Annotated in this window: 4 protein-coding genes; all 4 read right to left on the bottom strand. The window is 44.5% G+C overall.

Features of this window, described 5'->3' with window-relative positions; translation table 11 throughout:
- Window positions 1-25: 25 nt before the first annotated feature.
- From C505_RS0118380 to C505_RS23895, 4 genes are read right to left on the bottom strand one after another with little or no spacing between them, the layout of a single operon-like run.
- Window positions 26-4588, bottom strand: coding sequence for a non-ribosomal peptide synthetase (locus C505_RS0118380; RefSeq protein WP_018694104.1), 4563 nt, complete (start codon window positions 4586-4588; stop codon window positions 26-28).
- Entirely contained in the window at window positions 4585-11808 is a 7224-nt protein-coding gene (locus tag C505_RS0118375) for an aminotransferase class III-fold pyridoxal phosphate-dependent enzyme (protein WP_018694103.1), read from the bottom strand. Before C505_RS0118375 ends, C505_RS0118380 begins: the two co-directional genes overlap by 4 nt.
- Window positions 11809-11826: 18 nt before the next feature.
- Window positions 11827-16011 carry a non-ribosomal peptide synthetase gene (locus C505_RS0118370; RefSeq protein WP_018694102.1) on the bottom strand — a complete coding sequence of 1395 codons (4185 nt, stop codon included), beginning with the start codon at window positions 16009-16011 and terminating at the stop codon, window positions 11827-11829.
- Window positions 16008-24452 carry a type I polyketide synthase gene (locus C505_RS23895; protein ID WP_018694101.1) on the bottom strand — a complete coding sequence of 2815 codons (8445 nt, stop codon included), beginning with the start codon at window positions 24450-24452 and terminating at the stop codon, window positions 16008-16010. Before C505_RS23895 ends, C505_RS0118370 begins: the two co-directional genes overlap by 4 nt.
- Window positions 24453-24469 lie beyond the last annotated feature (17 nt).

Genomic DNA, 24469 nt, shown 5'->3' with positions numbered 1-24469 from the left:
AGGTTGTGTCGGTAATTCGTCATGTTTAGATGTCATATTCTTCTTCTCTTTCACTGACCTGTTTTGGGTCGTCCAAGGCCCAAGTTATAGAGTCGATATAAGTTGCCAAGCTAGCGATAGTGGGACGCTCAAAAAAAGTTTGAAGACCGATATCGATTGAAAACGCGTGACGTAGTCGAGAGACGACCTGTGTCGCTAAAAGTGAGTGACCACCGACTTCAAAGAAGTTGGAGTGAATATCTATAGGATGACGACCAATGACCTCTCGCCAAATTTGACTGATTTGATGTTCGATGTCATTGGTCGGCAATGTGCATACAATATTATCTTTTGTGGACTGCCAATGTGGTTTTGGTAATGCGTTGAGATCGATTTTTCCGTTGGCGGTTAATGGCCACTCTCGAATAGGAATATAAGTATCAGGTTGCATATATTCTGGAAGCAAGTGCTGAATGGAGGATTTAATTTGTGGGACTTCTTGGCGGATGAGTTGGCCTGCTGCTGGAAAGTTACCATAGGTATGCATGCTTTGAACTGATGCAACAGATAGAAAATGTGCTTGATGTGCTTTGAAAAAATTGACACCAGTTGTACGGGAAAATAATACGTCATACGCTTGAGGTTGCTCAGGATCCCAAGTGAGGTAGCATTCCCAACCATTCTCATTTGCCCAACGCTTTAACTGATGTGGCCAGATTTGAATTTGATCATGTGTGGCTTGAGAAAGTCTTGGATTAAGAATGTGGGAAAACGCAACTTGATCTGAGTGGGACTGCTCAAGTTGCTTAAAAATTTGTTCAATTGATATCGGTGTATGCTGCCATTGATGCCAAGTAAAAGATGGACCATGACGATGGTCTATTTCTTCTGGACTGGCTTTTTCAAGAATCGCTGAGTAACGGAATTGAGTCAACTCATTGAGTGACAGTCCTGATTTCATTTCACAACTACGGCATTGTAAATTGGGCACAAAGCGATTGATATGTTGAAATAAAGCAGGAGAAATCAACAACTCTTCTTCATCCATGAGATGCTCTTGAACTCTGTCGGTCCGAAATTGCTGAAGTTCTTGGCTGCCTGAAAATTGTGTATTTACCACAAGCTCATGGTAGGTTTTCAAGAGTTGGTAATTTCTTATGTCACCCAGATAGATGACCCCTTTGGGAGAAAGGTATGATGAGAGGTACGTGAGAACGTCGATGAAATAAGTCAAAGTTGGAAAGTACTGAACGACTGAGTTGAGGATAATGAGATCGAATTTCGTCTCAAAATTTGGTAATGCGTGGGCTGGTGCCAGGCACAATTGAACATGGTTCAGCTCAGAAGTGCTATTTTTTAAATCGAGTATTGTTTGAAGCGCAGCTTCAGAAATATCGACTCCCCAATACACATGACTTTCTGGCGCAAGGTGCGCGAGCAATAAACCTGTCCCGCAGCCGACTTCCAAGACACGCTCGGCTTGACATTTCCTGAGATCATCGAGTGTTTCCTCATGCCATTCCTGCATTTGCTGAAGAGGAATCGGTTCACCTGTGTAGCTGCTATTCCATCCCTGAAAATTATATTCTGGATCATAGGTTGCTGAGGATTGAGTTCTTGGTGAAGATTGTGTGTCGTAAGTACTTTCAAAGAGAGTTTTCCATTGTGTGATACGGGCTTCAGTAGCAACAGTCGCATTGGTCGCAGGAATGAAATACGCGACGAGTGATTGGTCGCCATCGTCATTTATATGCATACACACATGAGTATCTGCGATTTGGGATTGTTGCCTCAGTACAGACTCGATTTCTTCTAATTCAATTCGAAATCCGCGTCGTTTGATTTGGCGATCATTACGTCCATAAATCCCGAGATTGCCATCAGGTAAATAACGAACTAAATCTCCGGTCTTATAAAGCAGGCCTTGGCCAAATGGATTTTGAATAAATCGCTCTGCGGTCAGTTTAAGGCGATTATGGTAGCCCAAAGCAAGCCCATCGCCACCTATATACAATTCTCCAATGACACCACGAGGGACGGGGTTTAAGTATTCATCAAGGACATATACTTGGCTGCTCTGAAGGGGTTTTCCGATGGGTATCGGTTGTGAAAAATTGTCATCTGGACGGAGTGTGTACATGCAAGAAAAAGTGGTGCACTCGGTCGGTCCATATCCATTGATCACATACTTGGGAGGCGCAACCCGAAAGAGTCGATGCATTTGGGCTGGGATCAGCGCTTCTCCTCCAAGGACCAAGTAGGTTAACTCTTGGCATGCATCTGGAATAGTCTCGAACAGTGTATAAAATAATGCAGGCGTGAGAAAGAGGCAATCAATATGTCGGTCACGAAGTTGATTGGATAAAACCTCTGGTTGAAGGGCTGAGAATTTATCAATGATTTCCAGTCGTTTGCCATAAAGGAGCGCGCCCCAGATTTCAAAGGTGGCAGCATCAAAGGCGGGGTTGGATAAATGTCCCATACAATTGATTTGTGTAAAATCGACATACTGCCGATCTGCAATCAGCCGATGGACTGCAAGATGCGGCACGAGGACTCCCTTGGGCTGTCCTGTAGAACCTGACGTATACATCAAGTACGCCGGGTCCCTTGCACAGATAGAGGGAAGCACAAAATCTCTGGAAAACTCTAACTTACACATTTGTGTTTGCGCGCAATCCATTGCGACCAAGCTGCTTTGATGGGAAGCTTTTTGCGCTTCAAACTTTGAGGAATCTTGCGAAAGACAACAGATCAGCTTCGGCTGACAGTCTTTCAGAATTGACTCCCGTCGTTGTGAAGGGGTATCTGGATCAATTGGAACGTAGGTTGCACCCGTTTTGACTGTAGCGAGCATGGTTAAGATAAAGCAAGACGATCTTGGTAGATAAAGGACAACACAGTCTTTTTGTTGCACGCCCTTGGATTGAAAGAGCTGAGCAAACTGGTTACTTTCTTGCTCAAGTTGAAGATAGGTCAGGGTTCTGGAATCATCACGAATTGCAATTTGATCAGGATTGAGCGCAGCCTGAGTTCGAAATAGTTCTGGTAGTGTTTTTGTGCGATCGTATCCACTCGTCTTTTGGCGCCATTTGCTCACCAGTTGCAACTGGCTTTGATGTTCCATCAGGGGATATTTGGCAATCGGTTGGTTTGGGTCTTGAATAATGCCTTGAAGCAGAAAGATAAAGTGATTGGCAAGCTCAGCGATTGTATCGGGTAAAAATAGATCGGTTTTATATTCAAAACATCCTCTGATTTGGTCACCTTCTTCGTATAAAAATAAGATGAGATCAAATTTTGCATGCTGTCTTTCAAGCAGATACGGACTGACCGTCAAACCTTCCAATTGCGTCTTCGTCTTGGGCACATTTTGTAAGCTGAGCATGGTTTGAAATAAAGGAGAGCGGCTGAGATCTCGTTCATTTTTTAATGAATCGACGAGTTGCTCAAATGGTAATTCAGAATGAGACAATGCGGACTGCGAGGCTGTTTTGACGCGCTCCAACAACTCAGAAAATTTCAGGCTGCCATCCAGCTGGACACGGATAGCGAGGGTATTGACGAAAAAGCCAACGAGGTCCGTTATATCTGAGTGATGCCGATTGGCGATTGCAGTCCCAACAACAAGGTCATTTTGATGGGTATAGCGAAAGAGTAAAGCTTGATAAATCGCCATACATCCCATGTAGAGGGTACAATGTTGCGAATGACAGCGTTGTTTGAGTGCTGCAACGACATCTGGTTCAAGGTAGAACGTATGTCGGGCGCCTTGATAGCTTTCAACAGCAGGTCTTGGGAAGTCGGTTTGCAAATCAAGTTTTTCTGGAGCATCACGCAACGTATCGAGCCAATAGGTGAGCTGAGATTGCATCAAAGGCTGTTTTGAACGTTCCAGCTGCCAGATAGAAAAATCCAGATATTGACAAGAAAGCGGGGGAACATCTGGTGTTTCTTCATGTAGAAATGCTTGATAAAAAGCGGCCAGCTCACGATTGAGGATCCCCGCTGACCACCCATCACAAATAATATGATGCATCACAAACAATAAAATATGTTCAGTGCTTGATATTGAAAACAGCGTTACACGAAGTAACTTTCCTTGCTCGAGATCAAAGGGTTGATTGATTGTATCGTTGAGCATTGATTCATCGAGTTTGTCGATAAAGTCCAGCTGGACCTCAGCATCCATCTCGACCACTTGCTTGGGAATACCATTTTCTTCAACAAATTTGGTCCGGAATATCTGGTGACGTTGTATGATCGCTCGAATTGCTTGTTCTAACGCAGTGATATTGAGCTGTCCTTCTAATTGAAGGGCACAAGGCTCGTTATAAGTTCCCGCGATTTGTTCTTTTTGCTGGAGAAACCATAAGCGCTGTTGAGCGAAAGATAATGGCCCTTCTGAGCGATTGGGATGAGAAGGAATGGGGGCTTCATCCGCATTGGAAATCAGGGCATAAAGTGCAGACTTATGGGTTTTCATCTCCTCAAGCAGCATGGGAGTCATTGCTGACTCCGGTGCTTTGTAGTGAAGTTGTCCTTGCTCCGTCCATAGTGTCACACCTGCATGTTTGAGTTGTTCGACGAGTGCTTGGATCGTATTCATAAAACCCCGCTGACTTCGTTAGTAGAAATGCTGGTGGATGTTGCCCGGAGCGCATCACTTTGTTGAGAGAGGCTCAACCAGCTTGCAAACGCTGCAATGGTTGGATGGTCAAAAATGTGTTTTAACGTGAGTTCGCAGGCAAAGTCTTGTTGCAGGCGTTGGAGTAATAAGGTTGCGGAGATTGAGTTTCCACCAAGCTCAAAAAATGGCGTTGCAACGCAGCTTATTTCTTGTTTTAACACGTCTTTCCAAAGTTGGCATAAATGACGCTCCAGATCATCGCGAGGGGGTTGGCTGGGGGTGCTGGTGCCTGGATCCGGCAGTCGATGTGAGTCGACTTTTCCTGATGGTAATAAAGGCAGCGAGTCAAGGGGAACCAGAAAACTGGGGAGCATCGACATCGGGAGTTGTTCACTGAGTTTTTGTCGGATGTCATGTAATTGAATGGATGGATCATTCAATACAAGATAACCAACCAAATGCGACTGCTGATTCAACGTTTTCAGCGCGACCCAACTTTGAGATACTTCGGACAGACCATCAAGGGCGCTCTTCACTTCCATGAGCTCAATCCGAACACCATTGAGTTTTACTTGCCCATCACGACGCCCAAGAACCTCAATTGCTCCATCTGGTAATAAGCGTCCCCAGTCTCCCGTATAATACACATGATCGGCAGCATCATATGAATGGGGGTGGGGTTGGAAAGCTTCTGGAGCCTCACCATTTGCCTGATAATAACCGAGAGAGTGATATGGCGTTCGGATCACGATTTCACCAGGCTCTCCGATCCCACAAAGCTGTTGGTTTTTTTCAATATAGAGATCGCACTCTGACATCGGCTCGAAGCCAGGATTATTTTGCCGAATGGGCAAATCGGTGACGCGTGCATAGCTTTGGATCATCGTCGCCTCGGTGACACCATAGAACAGAATGTAATGTGCATCCGCAGCGATATAAGTTTGCCATTGTTCGATCAGGCTAGCAGAAACAGGTTCGCCAGAGAAAAAGACATAGCGAAGTTGAGATAAAACCGCGCGATCAGCATTGATATCAATCCAAGTACTACTGACAGAAGGAACAGTATGAACAATGGAAATTTGATGTCGTCCCATCCAGTTGATGAACTTTTGTGGATTCTGACGGGTTTCCTGTGCTGGAATAAACAGGGTTGCGCCAACACTGAGGGGAAGAAAGATATCCCGAAGGATGGCATCAAACGTCATGGCGCTGCATTGGGCAACGCGATCATTGGATTGAATACCAAACTGTTCCTTTTGCCAGAAGACGAAATGAGTGAGTCCGCCATGCTTGCCAAGAATTGCTTTTGGTTTGCCAGTACTGCCGGAAGTAAAGAAGAGATAGGCAGGTGTTTGCGGATCACATGGGTAAGTCGGGGGGACTTCTGATTGAAGTGAACCTTGGTGCTGAGAAAATTTGATTTGAGGTAATGTATCAATGGTGAGTTCAGCGTCACCAACAGATACCCAGGCGACAGGATCTGCAATGTCTAACATATCTTGCCGACGTTTTTGTGGAATCGAGTCATCAAGGGTCATCCATATGCCACCCACCCACCAAACAGCGAGCATTGTCGCAACAAGCTCGCGACACGGATAACCAGCAAGAACAATGATATCATTGGGTTGAATTCCGGCGTCATTGAATTGCGCAGCTCGATTTTTGGTTTCATCGAGTAATGATTGATAGCCCCAAAACCCATCCTGATCCTCCAAAACAATCTGACCTGGATGAAATGCAGCCTGCTGGACAAGCAATTCAGTCATTGAGATGAGGTTTTTGCTTTGCCTTGGCGCTGTAAAATCAGGAATAAAGCTCCGATGTTCCGGGGTGATGAGCGAGAATGCTTCCAATGGTGTTGAAGGCTTTTTCAGGGACTGCTGAAGTAGCGATTTATATTGAGACAACATCGCATCGATTCTTGCCTGCTCAAATAGAGCTGTATGGTATTTACATTCAATGACGAGCGTATCGTTGATATCGGTAACATTAAGACTTAGGTCAAAGCTATGATAACGGATAGGCGGTGGTAATAACTGCACATTCAGTGCTTCAATACTCTGAATAGGTTTCGGCTGGTCAAGGTTGAAGGTTGTGGTGATCAGTGGAGATTGGCTTTGATCATAAGGCAGATTGAGATCATTTAAAATCTCTGCAAATGGATAATCTTGATATTCAAAGGTATTGAATAGCGTTGATTTGATTTGGCTTAAATGTGCTTCGAAGGACGTTTCTCCATCAATATGAACGCGACATGGCAACAAATGTGTACAATATCCGACAAGTGTCTCACTGCCTTCCATGGAACGACCTGCCGTTGGTACGCCGATGATGAGGTCATCTTGCTCAGAAAGTCGGTGAAGTAAAACAGAGTAATTTGCAAATAACAGCATAAACAATGAGCATTGTTGGGACTGAGCCATTTCAATGAGTTGCTGTCTTGCACGCTGACCAAGGGTCAGGCTAGAGACTGCTGCTTGAAAAGATGGGACCGACTTTTGAGTGTGATCTCTTGGAATATCCAAGGTGGGTAATGGTGCCTGAAGGGCTGACTTCCAATACTGTTGATGCGGTTGAAAATCTTGCTGTGCAAGCCAGTTCACCCATTGAGAATAAGGCGTCGCATCGGGGAGCTGTATCGCTTCATTTTGTCGGTGACTTTCATAAAGTGCCAGCAGATCGGACATGAGTATATTGAGGGAGACGCCATCCGCAATCATGTGGTGCGTTGTGATTACAAGGAGGTGCTGCTCGGCAGAAAGTTGAAGGATGGTGGTTTTCAGTAGATAACCCTGTTCGAGGTCGAATTGATGTTGGTTTTCTCTTTTAAACCAAGCCGATATGCTATCACGCTTTGCTTCTTCTTCACGATCTGATAAATCAACCCATGCAATCGGTCGTGATTGAGGCGCAAGGTATCGCTGGGTTTTGTCATTAACAAAAAAAGCACTGCGCAATGACTCATGTCGTGTCACGAGTGAGTCGAGTGCGGATTGTAATGCATCTTTATTGAGAAGGCCTTCAAGCTTTGCAGTCAGGTAAATATTGTAAGCGATTGTCCCTTCATGAGAGAGTTGCGATAAAGTAAGCAGTTGTTGTTGAGCGAGGCTGATTGGTGCAGATATATCCGAGATTGAGCGGTCTGTTGCCTGATCAACAATCGAGTCCGATTGTTGATGCATAAATCCAAGATTCCTGAGCTGTAATGCTGCTTCTTTGACACAATCAATGAAATGCTGAATATCGGCTTCGTTATGTGACGTTGATAAAAAGCAGTTTCTTCCTTCCCAAACATAAATCCCTTTGTCGATCAACAGATAGAAAAAGAGATCGAGATTACCTTGGCCTTGAAAGCGGAAAAGAGAAGCATAATGGACAATATGCATCGGTATTTTTTCTTCTGCAAAGAATTCATTGAGTGTGGTAGCCAAGTGCTGTGTTTTCTGGTTGAGTGATGTATAAAGCGCATCTCCTTGATTTCGGATTGCTTCTAAAGTGGCACATGCAGCAGCCATGGACCATGGGTTTTTGTTGAATGTGCCAGCGTAGAAAATCGTTTCTTTTGCAGGTGAAGAATCATCGCCATATTCCCAATACCCGCCATCTAAATAATCCATCAACCGAGCTTGTCCAGCAACGACACCAATCGGAAGGCCGTGTCCGACAATTTTGCCGTATGTACATAAATCGGCCTGAATATCGAAGTAATCTTGTGCACCGCCTGCACTGACACGGAATCCAGTGATCATTTCATCAAAAATCAGTGGGACATCATGTTGTTGAGTGATCGTGCGCAGTTGCGTTAAAAATGCTTGCGGTTGTTGATTTGGGAAATGACTTTGCACTGGTTCAACAAGGACAGCTGCGAGCGATGGCGCCAGTGTTTCGATTGCCGAAATGGCTTTGTCATCTCCGTAATCTAAGATCACCAAATGTTTTAATAAATCAGCAGGTACACCTTGTGAGAGAGGGGCGACATTTTGATCGGAGAGACCAATACCCAATGTATGATCGGAGTGTCCGTGATAGCTGCCTTTAAACATGACTATCGTATCTTTTTGCCGATAAGCGCGGGCAATCCGAATTGCTGTCATCACAGCCTCGGTACCGGAGTTAAAGAATGCAACGCGATCGACATGGGCTAAGGATTGAATCAACTGTGCCACGCGTGTTGAGTATTCATTTTCTGGGCCAAGCGGACAAGCTTGAGACAACTGTTCCTGGAGCGCTTGGTGTAAAAACTCTGGCTGATGGCCAAAAAGATAAACACCAAATCCCATAGTGATATCTAGATAGTGGTTATCATCAATATCAACCATATAGGCCCCTTGTGCGGAGCGCATGGTGATAGGGTAGAGCAATTCTTTGAGATATTGTTTATAACCAGCCGTTGTTCGCACATCAGCTAAGACTTGGCGGTTTGTTTGTGTTTTACGTTTGGATTGTCTCGTTTTGCTGGTGTATCGCTCGATAAATTCTTGTAGAAAAGTCTGTTGTGTACTGGTGAGTTGTCGATGCTGCTGTTGTCCAATTTTCCAACCTGGTTCAGCTTGAATTGTTGAAGTCACATGGCGTTGTTCTGGAACCACTGATTCAGTTGAAGACGTATCTTTTGCCTTTTGCCTTTCGTGAATATAGTCCGTTAATACGTCGATATTCACGAGTGATTCAAACACATCTTTTATTTTTAATTGAACCCCAAACGCTTTATCGATCGCTTGAATTGACTCCATAAAAACCAACGAGTCAGCACCCATGGATAAGAAGTTCTGTGACGGCTCGATAGTGTCTGGTGAAACATGCAATGCTTTACCGATAAACTCACGGATTTTTTGTTGAATATGTCCTCTATCTACGGGGCCTTCAAATGGCCTATTTTCCTGCTCACGAGTGAGAGAAGTGTTCTGCCAGTATGGTGTGGGTTCATCTATCCAGTAAGATTGCCGCTGAAATGGATAGGTTGGTAATGGGATCCGCTGACCTATCTCTGGTGCCTTCACATTGAGCCAGTCAAGAGATAACCCGAATAGCCAAAGATGCATGGCAATATGTAGTGAGAGTTGTGCCTCCGGTACTTTGAGTTGAAAAGGATCCAATTTCAATAATTCTTGATCACTGGATTTAAATCCTTTCCCCGCTTGAAGCACTAAACTGTGCTCTGGATAATGAATATTGACATTGGCAGATGTTTTTGCTTTGACTGAAAAAAGCTGGCTCGAGATAAACTGCTCTTTTTGGATCACTTCCCCCGTTTCTTCGATGATCCACAAGTGCGTTGTTGGCTCAATATGTTGTTGATTCACTGGCTTATTGAATAGCAGTGTTGTTAAGGCTGATTCTAACTTGAGGGCGCCTGTAAGGCAGGCCGCGATCAAATGGCCACTCCCACTGGAGAGAAAGCTGATACTCTGTTGTACTTGCGTACGGATCAAACGAGCCAAAGCATATTGCCCAACAAAGGTGAGGACTTTTTTCAGCTGCTTATCTTTTTGTTTTTTAAGCCAGATATCCGATGTGAGAAGATTCATTTGTGAATCTTTTGGTAGTACTTCTTGCACCTGACGAACATAACTTTCGAAGCGGGAGTCTTGTTCAAATAAGGTGGCGAATAGCGAAAAATTTTCAACAGCTTTACTGAGATAAATGATCAAATGTTCTGTTTCTGCATGCATATCTTTTTCGAGAAACTGTAGCTGCGGCGTTCCCGAAGTCTGTAATATGCAGGCGTTGCGATATGCAAAGGATTGACGGCCCTGCTGTAAAGTAAAAGCAACATTTGCAAGTTCAAACTCTGCTGATTCATGAAAATATGCATGAAGCTGCTCTTTTTGCTGAATCAGTGCTTCGGGAGTTTGGGCGGATAACGGGATAATCACCGATGGTGAATCCGTGGCCATTTGCTTACGCTGAGGAGCTTCCTCTAAAATTACATGTGCATTCGTCCCACCCATTCCAAATGAGCTGACCCCTGCACGCCTTGGTGTTTCGGATGTTGGCCAGGGTTGCGGATGATCAACAACGTAAAAAGGGGTTTGAGAAAAGTGGATCTCCGGATTTTCTTGCTCAAAGTGAAGATTTGCTGGGATGGTTTGATGCCCAAGTGCTAAAACTGTTTTGATTAATCCAGCAACGCCCGCAGCGGTTTCCAGGTGACCAATATTTGATTTGACGGAACCAATACCACAAAACTGATTTTTGTCTGTTTGCTCACGAAAAGCGCGAGTTAGCGCAGAGACTTCAACAGGATCACCAAGTGGTGTCGCTGTACCATGTGCCTCAATGTATTGGATCGTTTCTGGGTGGACATCGGCAATGGCTTGAGCCAGCGAGATCACATTCGCCTGACCTTCCACACTCGGCGCGCTAAACCCGACTTTGGCATGACCATCATTATTGATTGCTGATCCTCGGATAATCGCGTGTATTGTATCGCCATCTTCAAGCGCTTCATCCAATCTTTTGAGCAACACAACACCAACACCGCTGCCAAACAGTGTGCCTGCGGCATTCGCATCAAATGGACGGCAATGCCCATCGGGGGTCAGAATACTGTCTTTTTCCCAAACGTAACCTCTATCTTGAGGCAGCCTGATTGCACTTCCACCTGCAATTGCCATTTCACATTGAAAGCTATTGAGCGCTTGACATGCGGTGCTAATCGCAACGAGTGATGTTGAACAAGCCGTTTGAATACCAACACTTGGCCCTTTCAGATTTAAACGATAAGAAATATAACTGGCAAGATAGTCTTTATCATTGCCCAAAATTTCTGAGAGTGTTGGGTCAAAATGCGTCGGTTTGAGTCGCCAGTATTGGCTTAAATTGGAACCCGCATAAACACCAATTTGGCCATCGTAATCTTCAGGAAGATAACCGCTATGTTCAAAAGCTTCCCATGTACATTCCAAAAATAATCGTAACTGCGGCGCAAGTTCTTTTGCTTCTCGAGGACTGATTTGGAAAAAGCTCGGATCAAACGCATCAATTTGTTCAAGCGCAGGGCAGGCGGGAACATATTCTGGCTGGTTGAGCAGGGATGGATTTTCCCCTTTACTCAGAAGCGTTTGTTCGCCGTAAAATGTAACACCTTCCTTTCCTTGTTTGAGATTTTCCCAAAACGCTTTAAGGTTATTGGCGCCTGGAAAGCGACCACTCATGCCAATAATGGCAATGCTACCGATGTAATCTGATTCACGCATGGTTTTTCTCTCAAATGCTTATTTTTTTGAACGTCTAGTCAATGCTGCCCGCTGTTTTTTCGCAATATCTGCAAGAGACGTTTTCATTCTTTGATGATGTTGGTCCGATACCGGATCGATGAATGCTGCTAAAGACTGTAGGTTGGCTTGCGAAAACAAATCGGCCATCTGGAGTTCTTTTTGCCAGTGTGCTTCAATCTTTTGGCGGAATTGAACGAGGTGAACTGAGTTTGCACCAAGTTCAAAAAATGGCTGTGTGATAGAAATGTCTTCACGCTCAAGGATGTCACACAACATTGTTTTTAATTCGGTTTCGGTTTTGCTTTTCGCTGGAACGAATGGTGCATCAACTGGATTGGTTGGTGCATGCATGAGTGCTTTACGGTTTACTTTTCCATTCGCTGTAAGCGGAAGTCTATCCCAAGATTGGATTTGTGCTGGCAGCATGTAATACGGTAAATGTTTCTTTAGATGAGACTGTAAAGTGGCCTGGATTTCATCGTTACTTTGGTGTTGATGGTATGCCATCCATTGTTTGCTCCACTCCGCATCGATTTTTCCGCACATCAGGGTATGTACAAGATGTTGGTCGGCAGTGAGTGCGAGTTTGTCAGCGAGTTGTTTGAGATTGACTCCATCGCCTGCTGGGCATAAACCAATTTCGTAAATAGGAGACTTCTCCATGAGCAACTGACTCATATAGCCTGCTTCTAAATGACAAAACTCGAGTCCTTTTCCTGGGTAAATGGGTTCAACAGCATCGAGTTTTCCAATCAAAAAGAGCATCACGCCTGCTTGCTCAAAAATGGGTTTATTCACCCCAGAATAGAAATTGGCTGGGATGGTCGAGGGTGAATCCACCGGTAGTAAAGCATGTTGCTGAGGGTGATAATAATAAAAACCTTCGTTTAAACCCCAAATTCGATCAGCTTTGACATGAAGATAGGTTTGAACAGGATAAAGGCCACCTGCAGATGGATATTGATACTTTGGCAGTGGCGCATTATCAATGGTTCTTTGTTGTAAATTGGATAGCCAGTCAGCGAGATGTTCCAAAGCGATCGGTTCATACAGAAAATGGCGGTGGCTCTGGCGAAGCAGGAAATCCAATTGATGTTGCGGATTTTCCGTAGAACGAGGGAGTTGGATCGCTTGTTCTGCGGAACCCGTATGGTTTAATCCGTGTTGTTTGAGTTTAAAGTCCATCTTTTTGATAGTGTCATTGTCGACGTCGGTATCAGGCTGTTGCAGTAGCGACTGTTTTGTAACGACATGAGCGATCAATTGTGGAGGATTGGATGCTGTTGCAACGACAACAGCTTGTTGAACATCAGGATGGGTCAAAAGTTGATGTTCAATTTCGCTCAGATCGATGCGCTGCCCTTGGATTTTTAATTGAAAATCTTTACGGGCCTGGATCTCAATGTAACCATTGGGGTGAAAGCGGCCGATATCACCAGAGCGATACAATCGTTCATGGGTTTGAGGATGCTCAATAAATACGGCTTTGGTTCTTTCCTCATCTTGCCAAAATCCGCGCGCAAGACCAGTGCCGCCAATGTACATCTCTCCAATGGTCCAATCTGGGCAGTCATGTCCCTTTGGGTTGAGAATATAATACGTTGCGTTATTCATTGGACAGCCATAGGGTATTGCGGACCAGTCAGACTCAATTTCACCAACCGGATAACAAATATCCCAAACTGTGGTTTCTGTGGGGCCTCCAGCGGAAACTAAATCGACTGTTGGTATCAGCGTTCGAATACGTTCTGGTAATGAAAGTGGGATAAAATCCCCAGAAAGAATAACCCAACGGAGGCTACCCGTGTCTTGCTCATGATTGCTCTTTAAATGTGTGATGAACATATCCATAAATGCGGGGACTGAGTTCCATAGCGTGACATTGAATTGGCTGATGACTTTTTGCCAATGCACAGGATCTTTATGATGTTTGGCTTCCGGTAATACTAATGTGCCACCAAAGCAGCAAAGTGTGGCAAAAATATCAAAAACAGAGAGATCATGATGAAGTGCGGTCAGTCCAAAGGTAACATCTTCATGCTGAAGACGAAATCGGTCGGTCACATCGATCATGCGATTGATCACACTTTGGTGCTCAATCATCACGCCTTTCGGTTTGCCAGTTGTGCCTGATGTGTAAAGAATATAAGCAAGATCATCAGGTTTTGATTTTGGCTGGATTGCTGTCGGCTTCTTTTTATCTTTGATCGTATCAACGTTCAACCAATGCATGGTATGAGGCTGAATCTCTGGTCCAAATCGTTTCAACCATTTACTGCTGACACAGGCAACTTGGAGCTGACTGTCTTCAATGAGTTTCATTTGTCGGCTGATCGGTTGTTGCGCATCAATTGGTAAATAGGGTGCACCACAAAGGAGTGCGGCAAAAACAGCAACAATTTGTTCTGGACCTTTTTCTAAAATGATCCCGACAGGCTGGGTTTGAGAAGCACCTGATTTTTTCAGTTGTCGGGCAAGGTGGCATGCTTTTCGATAGATATCAGCATAAGTGAATTGTGCTTTTGTAGATTGAATCGCGATTTTATCTGGATGTTGTTGGACTTGTTTTAAAAATAAGTCTGTCAGCGTCCATGAAGATAAAACTTGCGTCGTGTCATTGATTTCCTGTCTTTGTTTACGCTGCGAGGGTGGTAAAAACGATGGTGTTGGTTCTTGCCACAATTGTGATTCTTGAGTCAGAGCAATGATGCGATCTGTATATGCTTGAAACATTGCTTCAATCAACCCATCCGGATAGTAGCCTTCAACATAATCCCAGTGAAAAATCAGCTGCCCATTATCTTCAAGCAGTTGATGATCAAGAAATAGCTGTGGTGTTTGACTGAGCGCATACGTCAATTCACCTTCTAGGAAGCTGTATAGATTAAAAGTATCTTGCTTATCTAAAACGAGGGTACTGCTGAATATAACGGGTGCAAGCGCTTTTCCTGTTCCCCCGAGTAGTTTTGCCCAATCTCTTAACACTTGAATACCTGGGTAATGCCGGTGTTCCATATCCTCGGAAAGCTGCCGCTGCATCTGCTTTACATTTTCCAACAAAGTGCGTTGATTACTGAGGTCGCAATGCAGAAGTGTGACCGAAGTAAAGTCGCCAATAATTTGGTTGATCTGTGAGTCAACTGGCATCCGATTAAAGAGAGTCAGATTTAAAGTAAATTCAACTTGTCCGGACCAGAAAGAGAGTACTTCAGAAAAAACGCTGAGAAGGAGCGCAGATGGCGTCACTCCCGATTGTTGTGCTTGCTCCTTAAGGCTTTGCCATTGATGGGCAGGCAAGCGATGTGTCAGTCGCTGAAATTTATCGCTGATCTCGATGGCACCTGTTTTAGTCGGTAGCTCAGGCGCTGGTGGAAGTGACACCAATCGAGACTGCCAGTAACTTTTTGCGTTTTGGTAAACTTCCGAATTCTCCAACGCTTGCTGGGCAAGCACGTAATCCCGAAAAGATAATGAAAGTGGTTCGAGTTGTAGCTCTGGGAACTGATACAATTGCTGCCATTCCCGAAACAGGATCATCATACTGCCACTATCCAGGACAATCAGATCCAAACCGACATGGACTCGGCTGATTGTGTCGTTCATTTGACTGATCTGAATATCAAATAATGGCCATTGATCTAACTGTTGTTTGGGATTTGAAAGTAACTGCCTTTTGTATGTCAATTGATTCGAGCTTTCTGACTGTCCTAAGTTGCTGAGATCTTCAAAAGCGATCTCGTAGTGTGGAACGGATGCGAGAATTTGTTGTTCACCATGAGGTAAAACAATTGCGCGCAACATTTCGTGCCGCTCAATTAACGTATTGAATGTTGAACTCAGGCGCTGATGATCTAGATTAGGTATATCAAATTCAAGGTAGTAATGGTAACGACCCCGCCTGTCCATTCCAGCGGCATTCCCAACCCAATAGGCTTGTTGAATATCGGTCAGTGGGAAAGGGAGAAACCGGTTGTCCAAATCTTCCTTCAGAACAGGGAGCTGTTTTGCAGAAGCAGATTTTTCTAGCCATGCGATTAAGTTAATTTTTTCTGCTTTTAAACTGGCCTGTAGCTCTGCTGTCATTGCACCTTTTGGGGCACGAATATGGAGTTTGTCCGATTCTGCACTGAGCTGAATTTTTCTTTTTGTGAGTTCTGCGATTAATGATTGAAGGTGGTTCATAACGTGAACTCCTCCATTTCTGTTTCCTGATTCTCTAAGTCGAGAGATGGTTGTTGTCCGAAGAGATTGGTTTGCTGTTGTTCGTTGATCCGCTCAGCTAAAGAATCGATCGTTGCATCAATGAATTCAGCGAGTGGAATTTGGATAGCGTAAAATTCGAAAATCCGATTCTTTAAGTTGATATTCATGATTGAATCCATCCCCAGTGCAGTGAGAGGCATTTCATTCGTTATTGGGTGGAGCGTCCCCGTTAGCTGTTGAACTTGTGTCTGTAAAAACTCAGCAATAGGCAATCTGCTTTTGTTATCAATCGAATCATCATCAGTCACTCGGCCCAGAGAAACATCATCATTGTTCGACTTAGTCATGATTGAACTTTCAGGAGAACAGACCTGCGTTGCAATTCGCGTGAGCGATGGTGGGATTTGCCGGTAAGTTTTGAAGAAGGTCGACCAATGAATCGGTAACACAGACACATTGGAATAAGATGAATTCATCAGTTCAAATAACATCGTGAGCCCCTCTGACATTGAAATTGGCTGATGTCCAAGGGAAAGCAACGTTTCTGATTGCGAGGCGACCATTCCTGCTTCTTCCCATGCTCCCCAGTTAATACATAAGGTTGGAAGTCCAAGTTGTTGCCTGTAAGCGGATAAACTGTCGAGCATTTGATTTGCAGCTGCATAGGCACCTTGGTTTGGTAAATTTAACCAACTTGCCGCTGAGGAAAAGAGTACAAAGTGATCCAGCTCGGCATGCTGAGAATACTCATGTAATAACCACGCGCCAGAGCATTTTCCATGAAAAGAATGCATCAGGGATGTCTGGTTAAGAGATGTTGTTGGCTTTTCCTCAAACACACCAGCGATATGAAAAATTCCTTTTAACGGAATGTCTATGTGATCTGGGCTCAAGAGTCGCTGCACATTTTCTCTTTGACCAATATCCATTTTCTCGCATTGGATTTTGACTCCGGAAGACTGCCAGCGTTTGATCTGATACTGCTGCGTCTCGTTTGGTCGATGCCGTCCAACAGCGATGATATGTTTTGCGCCTCGTTGAACAAGAGCACCTAACAGTGCAAAACCAATGCCTCCGAATGCGCCAGTGACAAGATAACTGCTATTTGGGTCGATTCGAGCTTCCGTGAGTTGATGGGGCTCAAATGATGAAACAGAAGACATGAAAGGTTGCCATAGAGCATTATTTCGAAGCGCCAATTGTGTTGGGCATGTCATTGATGTCAGGCTAGCCGTGATCATTTGCCAGTCTTTTGAAATTGGAGATGCTGGGAGATCCACGAGTGTGAGCCTTAATTCAGGTTGCTCTTCTTGGAGGACAGCGAGCACCCCCCATAACGAAGCACTCTCAATATGTGATTTTGTGAGAGGTCCTTGTTGATCAACAAGCTGAGATTGCGTGCTGAAATAATAAAGCGGTTGATTTCCTTTTGCCCCAGAGACAGCTTTAGCAAGATTTAATGCACTGATACAAGTGAGTGCAGCACTAGAGGCTGATTCTTCGAATTGCCAGTGAAAAATAATTCCTTGAGCATGAGGGTACTTATCCAGAAGAAGCTGAAAATCTGCCAGGCTATGGCTGATGCTGATGTTCCCTGCTTTTGATTCGTGATAACGCGACCCATGGGTGATTTGTATCGTTGTATAGCCTTGGCGAGCAAGGGGGTCTGAGATTTGCTCAGATACAGTTTTATCATTGCATAAAAGCAACCAAGGAGATGAATGCTGAGTGGTTTGTAAGTCATTCTTTGCGACAAAGACGCGCTGATCTCCACCTGGTGTTGGAATATGCACGTCAACAACTTCACTTTGGACGAATCCTGCGAGCTTAAGCTGTTCACACCATTGTACTTGGCTCAATAATGGATAGTCAGGCCTTAAATGAGTATCAGTAAATCGCCACCAGCCTTCGAGCAGCCCAAAAGTTAGATCAACAGAAACAGTGGGCTTGTTGACTTCAAGCAATAAAAGGTGTCCACCAGGTTTAAGGAGTGTTCGAGTATGTTTCAGGGTTTGCGCGATATCTTTTGTCGCATGGAGTACATTTGCCGCAACAATAACATCGTATTGTTGATGAAAACCTTGTTCTGCTGGCGATTGTTCGATATCAAGAACACGAAAATCCATCGATTCAGCATCATTAAATTTCACGGCTGCATTTTGCAGGAATAAAGGTGAAATATCAGTAAAAGTATACGTTGCATCCCAGTTAGCGAGTTCAGGCAGCAAATGATGTGTGGTTGCGCCAGTGCCTGCACCAATTTCTAGAATCGCCAGCGATGAATGAACTTGCAACTCGCTGAGAACTTGAGATAGCGTTTCTTTCATCAGTTGGTTCATCGCGATGAACCCAGGAGAAGATTGATATAACTGTGTTGCTATCGAAAGGTCGCCACCTGGAAATAATAAACTCAGAGGATCCGCTCTCCCTTGAAGAATATCTGCAAGCCTATGTCCACAAGACTGAAGTAACGACAGCTCGGCATGAATTTTCTCGCCAAAACGTTGTTTTAAGGTGGCAATCGATGATTGGATTGTTTCTTGATTCAGTAGTGAAGACAGAAGGTGATCCACTTGCTCTGATTTTTCTTCAAGAACAATTAAGAGTCGCTGGATCATTGGGTGATACAAAGGAATGATTTCGACTTGGTTCAAAATATCTTTGTCTGTCCAGCCAGCATTGGGTTGCCACTTTAGTTTAAGCTGATTGAAAGCATGAAGAATGTATGAGATGGCAAGTTGTTCCAATGCTTCTGCCATTGCACAATATTCTGCTGTATGAACGGGCTTCAGATAAGGTTGTAGCTTTTCTGACATAGATTGAACATCGAGTGCGATGAAGTTGAGCGTCGATTGAACAGGTGATGTTTGCGGTAAAGGTAATGTGTCCCATTGGAGCTGGTAAAGGCTTTGTGACAAAGCTTTTTCTTGGAGAAATACTTCGGGGTTGACTGGCTTGAATTCAAACCCAATTGCATTGGCGACTAAGTTTCCTTCTTGATCAAATAATTGAACATCCGCAACTTCTCTGGTGCCGTCGACTCTTCGCTGTGTCAGACTCCAAAGTGGATAAGACTGTATTGGGCGAAGCCATTCGAACCAGGTCATGCTATAAGGCACGTAGGTTTGCGTTGCTTCACTTATCGACAGAACCATGAGCGAAGGTTGAAGCATCGAGTCGATGAGACCTGGGTGCAGCGCGATACGTTGATCGATGTTGGCACTTGCCGGCAATCGAATTTCGGCCAGCGCTTCATTTTCACCAAGGTACAAATCTGAGATCCACCGGAACTGAGGCCCTAAATTAATTTGTCTATCCAATAAACTGCGATAGATAGAATCAGCACCAATTTTTGTTGGGCATCGATGAAGAAGCGAAGCGATGTCGACACGCTGTGGATGGCGTGGAGCGCTTCTTTGATGCAGTGTTGCTTCACAATGGCGCTGATGCTGGTTTGAAGAGCCTGGTTTGAAACTGATGAGTTGAACATTTTGACTGTCACCATCCGGCTCAAGAATAATTTGAACATGCTTGGACTGCTCAGAAGGGATAACGAGAGCTTCTGGGAAAATGAGTTGCTCAAGGCGACAAGTGGTTTGGCTTAGATCAGGCTGAATTGCACTCAATATCGTCGCAATATGATTTGCTCCCGCAACAACAATACGATGATATACACGATGCTCCGCTAAGAAGGGTAGCCTCACTTCGGAAAACTCAGTTTCGAAGAAGGTTGCGTTCATTGAGGGGGCATGGATCGTTTGATGCACGAGCGGATGCTCAATTGGCATATCCAGATGATCAGATGACGTTTTAATTGGCTTTTGTGAAAGCCAATAATCCTTATGTTGGAAGGGGTAGGTCGGTAAAGGAACACGATAGACAGGATGTGCCTCAAACAAATGATGCCATTGCACCTGTATATTTGCACGATAAAACAATTCAATAGACTGAAGGTGAACCAGCCAACTGTCGTGGTTGACTCTCATTGAAGGCAAATATTGATTTTTCTCAGAACAAAATGTTTTTGCCATGCTTGTCAAAGTGGGTTTAGGGCCAACCTCTAACCAAAGACCAGGTTTCAGCTGACTGACTCCTTTCGCAAAGTGGACAGGGGAGAGAATATGTGCGGCCCAATACGCAGGGTCACAGAACTTATCTGTTTCCACCGACCCAGTCATATTTGAGATCAGCGGTATTTTGGGAAGGTGGTATGTGACTGTATCTGCAACTGCTTTAAATGCGTCAACAATAGGCTGCATGAGCGGTGAATGAAATGCATGGGATGTGTGTAGCTTTTGATACTCAATTTCTTGTTTTTCTAGTTGGGTGATAATTTCTGTGAGGGCAGTCACTTCACCGGAAAGAACGATATTATTCGGGCCGTTAATTGCTGCGAAACTGACTTTTTCGTATTCAGCTACATAAGGTGCTAATTGTGCTTGTGTTGCATAAACAGCATACATTTCTCCTGCTTTGGGGAGTGATTGGATCAGCTCACCTCGCTTCGTAACGAGCTTCATCCCTTCTTCCAAAGAGAAAATGCCCGCAATACATGCAGCTGAATATTCACCAATACTATGCCCGATCAACATATTGGGTTTCACGCCATAACTCATCCAAAGCGTTGCTAGGCTGTATTCAATCGCAAAGAGAATGGGCTGTGTTTCTACAGTTTCATGGAGCTGACCATCATCCAAATCAAAAATGAGCGGTAGGAGTGATTGATTTCGAAGTTGTTGATAAATTGCATCACAACGGTCCATTGTTTTTCGAAACACAGCTGACTTTTCATAAAGTGACTGTCCCATTTGAAAATATTGTGACCCTTGTCCTGTAAATAAGAACTGAATGGGTATGTTACTTTGAGAAGAGTCTGGCTGATGGTCTTGTGCAAGCCATTGCTGAACATGAGTCAGTAGTGTCTGCTTATCTTGTGCAAGAAAAGTCACTCGATGGTCGAAATGCTTTCGTCCAACACTCGCGGTATAACAGATATCTGCGAAATCAAACTCGGTATGGGAAAGAAAATGACAATACCGGCTCACCAAATCACGTAAAGCTTTTGGTGTTTTTGCCGAGAGCGGGAGCAAATAAGAGCATTCGTTATGCTCAGCACATTTGCTTTCGGCCTGGCGCGTTGGTGCTTGCTCAAGGACAACATGCGCATTTGTCCCACCAATGCCAAGTGAATTCACGCAGGCTCGTCTTGGGTGTGCTGTAGGAGACCAGTTTTGTAAGTGTGTGTTCACATAAAATGGTGTTTGGGAAAATGGAATCAGTGGGTTTGGTGTTTGAAAATGCAGCGTCGGGGGGATCTGTGCATGTTCTATTGCACAAGCAGCTTTGATCAGACCTGCGATACCGGACGAAATTTGTGCATGGCCAATGTTGGTCTTGACAGAGCCAATGGCACAGTATTGATTTTGATCGGTTTTTGCATGAAAAGCATTGGTTAAGCTGGCGACTTCAATCGGATCTCCCATCTCTGTCCCAGTGCCGTGTGCTTCGACAAAACCAATCGTTGCAGGGTCGATGTTGGCAATTTCCAGTGCTTCCAGACACACTTTTGACTGTCCTATTTCACTTGGTGCCATATAGCCGACCTTCATCAGGCCATCATTATTGACCGCACTGCCTTTGATGACAGCATGAATGTGATCACCATCAGCAATCGCTTGATCAAGTTTTTTGAGGAGCACACAGCCAACACCACTACCGAATATTGTGCCTTTCGCATTTGCATCAAAAGCTCGGCAGTGTCCATCCGGTGATGTGATCATACTGTCTTGGTGAAGATGGCCAACTTCCTGCGGGCATTGTACGGAAGTCGTGCCTGCAAGGGCCATATCACATTCACCACTCTGAATACTCTGAAGGGCTTGATGAACAACAACAAGACCCGTAGAGCAGGCGGTTTGAATGTTTAGGCTGGGTCCGGTCAAATCCAGCTTGTATGAAACGCGTGTGTTCAGATAATCCTTATCATTTGCGACCATCATTTGAAAACCACCCATCGAATCTGGCGTCATGACACGCTGATCGTCAAACTCATCCATATTGAATTGCTGCTGAATGACATGGTTGAGTAGGTAGGTATTCATACTGGCACCAGCATACAAACCGATTGCTTCTTTGACTGCATGTGGGTTATAGCCTGCACGCTCCATTGTCTCCCAGCAGACCTCCAGAAAAACTCGATGTTGTGGGTCCATCAACTCTGCATCACGTTGAGAATATCCAAAGAATTCAGCATCGAATGCAGCAGCATTTTTCAGAGTAGGGCTGGCGTTGACATAATTGACATGACTCGTCGACTTTGGATCCATAAAGGTGGCGACTTTCGATTCGTCTTCAAAGAATGAAATGGATTCAATGCCTTCGATTAAGTTTTGCCAAAAAGCCTCAAGACTATCCGCACCAGGGAATCGACAACTCATACCAATAATCGCGATATCTTGATGTGGATTTGACGCATTTCTTTGCTGAACACGAGCTTGGACGGAAGATTCAAGTTGTGATTCCAAGCTTTCTTCTGTTGAGAAGAAATTCGCCAGCGTTTCAATGGTTGGATATTTAAAGAGCACGTCAAGAGGAAAGGTTCCAAACCGCAATTGAAGCTGTGCATGTGCGCGGGTAAGTAAAATGGAGTAACCCCCGAGTTCAAAAAAGTTCGACTGTGTTCCTACATGTTCAAGCTCAAGTATCTCTTGCCAGATCTCAGCGATTTGACACTCGACTTCTGAGCTGGGTAATTGTGATGCATCAATACTGGAAAGTATTTGAGTTGTTGCGTATTGCTCAACTAATCGGTCAAATTGACCGGATTCAAATGACTGAATCAGCTTTGTCCGTTGGATTTTACCGATGGCAGTCTTTGGAATATCCTCTGTCTTGAGTGGTAGAAAATAATGACATAAGAACCCGAGTTGGCGAGTTAAATGGCCATTCATCTGTTTTACGAGGGCTATCCAGGTTGACTCGTCTTGATTTGCTGGGGAAAAAACAATGGCGAGTTGTTCAAGACCAGTATCTTTCTCTCGGACAGCAAATGCGCAGGTATAACTGGGAGATGCCCCGTCAACTTCATCCACACAGGTTTCAATATCATGCGCAGGAACATTGATGCCATTCATGATGATTTCTTGTTTTTCCCGTCCGGTAACGTACAGTTCACCTTGAGAAATAAAGGCAAGATCACCTGTGATAAACCATTGCCCTGAAAAGGATGATTCGTTTTGAGCTGTATTTTTATGGTAACTGTTTGTGACCGATGACCCTGTGAGTTCAAGTCTACCAATTTCTCCTTCTTTTAATGGTGTGCCTAATTCATCAGTCACTCGCATTTGGGCTCCGGGAATGGGTGCGCCAAGAGAAATAAACGAAGGGGATTGAGCTAAAGTTTCTCTTGTGAGTCCTTTTGACCAAGTGATCCCGGAACAAGTCTCAGTCATTCCAAAAGCTGGTCGAAGCGCATTGTGGGGTAAGCCAAGTGTTTCCAGGATCGCTAATGAACGATCAACGGTCTGGGCGGCGATCTGCTCACCAGCATTGACTAGAAATCGCATACTGGAGAGATCAGGCGCACGTTGCTGGATCACTTCTGCTTGCTGATTGATCAGTGAGAAAGCAAAGTTGGGTGCCCAGGAGATACTTGCCCGATATTGTTCAATGAGTTCAAGCCAGTAGAGTGGACGATGCAATATTGATGCTGTAGGAATATGGATCTGATTGCATTCGAGATACAGAGGGAGAAGCCCCAAGAAGACGATTGAGCCAACATGGGTCATTGGCATCCAGTTTAAAGTGACATCTTGATCATGGAACGCATTCATCGTTGCTGTTCCAGTGATCATCGACACTAAGTTCTCTTGTGTCAGCTCAACCCCTTTGGGCTGTCCAGAACTTCCGGATGTGAATAAAATCATGCAGGTATCGGATGCTTCACCATGTATTATAGGGTCATCATGATGACATGTGGATTCGATAAGTCTTTCATATGCAAAAATACGGAGGAAAGAGGTGGCACCATTAGCTTGAAACTCTTCAACATTGGCCTCATGTGTCAAAATCACAGGGGTATCCAATTGTTGCAGGATCTGTGTGAGTTGCTTTCTTTGGCTGGTACTTGCTATATCTTGTGATGCCCTAGCCAGTGGGATTGCAATATAACCACCGAGTAAACATGCGATGAGTGTTGTTAAGAACGAGGTACTTGTATCCAGCTGAAAAATCACAGGGGTTCCGCTTGGAATACCATTGGCGCGAAGTTGTTGATAAATTTTTGTCGCAGCCTGTAAAACGTCAGGGTATACATGAAACGAAACCTGTTGTTCCAGATTGATTTCGTAAATCCCAGTACTGAGTTCAGAAAGGTGTTGAATTGCCTCATACAAGGGCTTTTTTTCACCGATTGCGGTCATGGTGGACATCCTCAACG

The sequence above is a fragment of the Algicola sagamiensis DSM 14643 genome (assembly GCF_000374485.1).
GTDB lineage: Bacteria > Pseudomonadota > Gammaproteobacteria > Enterobacterales > Alteromonadaceae > Algicola > Algicola sagamiensis.
This window is presented reverse-complemented; position numbering and strand designations above follow the sequence as displayed.